This window comes from Hydrogenophilus thiooxidans, assembly GCF_019049855.1.
GTDB classification, from domain to species: Bacteria; Pseudomonadota; Gammaproteobacteria; order Burkholderiales; family Rhodocyclaceae; genus Hydrogenophilus; species Hydrogenophilus thiooxidans.
In genome coordinates this window covers 1-966 of the sequence record NZ_JAHLSY010000063.1, presented here as the reverse complement: position 1 = coordinate 966, position 966 = coordinate 1, and the positions used below count along the sequence as shown (strand labels likewise).

Sequence of the window (966 nt, the reverse complement as noted above, 5' to 3'; positions counted from 1 at the left end):
CACTACGCGCACGTCGACTGCCCGGGGCACGCCGACTACGTCAAGAACATGATCACGGGTGCCGCGCAGATGGACGGCGCGATCCTGGTGGTCTCGGCGGCGGACGGCCCGATGCCGCAAACGCGCGAACACATTCTGCTTGCGCGTCAAGTGGGCGTACCCTACATCGTGGTCTTTCTCAACAAATGCGACATGGTGGATGACCCGGAGCTGCTAGAGCTCGTCGAAATGGAAGTGCGGGACCTGCTCAACCAGTATGGATTTCCGGGTGACGACACCCCGATTGTCAAAGGCTCGGCGCTCAAAGCGCTCGAAGGGGATCAAAGCGAGCTGGGCGAACCGGCGATCCTCAAACTTGCCGAGACGCTCGATAGCTACATCCCGACGCCGGAGCGTGACATCGACAAACCGTTCCTGTTGCCGATCGAAGACGTCTTCTCGATCTCGGGTCGTGGTACCGTCGTGACCGGTCGGGTCGAGCGCGGCACTGTCAAAGTGGGTGACGAAGTCGAAATCGTCGGACTGCGTCCGACGCAAAAGACCACCGTCACGGGTGTGGAGATGTTCCGCAAACTGCTCGACCAAGGGCAAGCGGGTGACAACGTCGGGGTGCTGCTGCGCGGAACCAAGCGCGAAGAGGTCGAGCGCGGGCAAGTGCTCGCCAAGCCGGGCACCATTACCCCGCACACCCACTTCGAATGCGAAGTGTACGTGCTCACCAAAGAAGAAGGGGGGCGTCACACTCCGTTCTTCTCCAACTACCGTCCGCAGTTCTACTTCCGCACCACCGACGTGACGGGTGCGATCGAACTGCCGGAAGGGGTGGAAATGGTGATGCCGGGTGACAACGTCAAACTCACGGTGAAACTCATTGCGCCGATCGCAATGGAAGAAGGTCTTCGCTTTGCGATCCGCGAAGGCGGCCGTACCGTGGGTGCCGGCGTCGTCTCCAAAATCATCGAGTGA

General features: G+C 60.8%; 1 protein-coding gene. It reads left to right on the top strand.

Features of this window, described 5'->3' with window-relative positions:
- Positions 1–966 (top strand): elongation factor Tu (tuf, locus tag KUL93_RS11265; protein WP_217127128.1); only part of this gene is annotated, 966 nt, incomplete at its 5' end.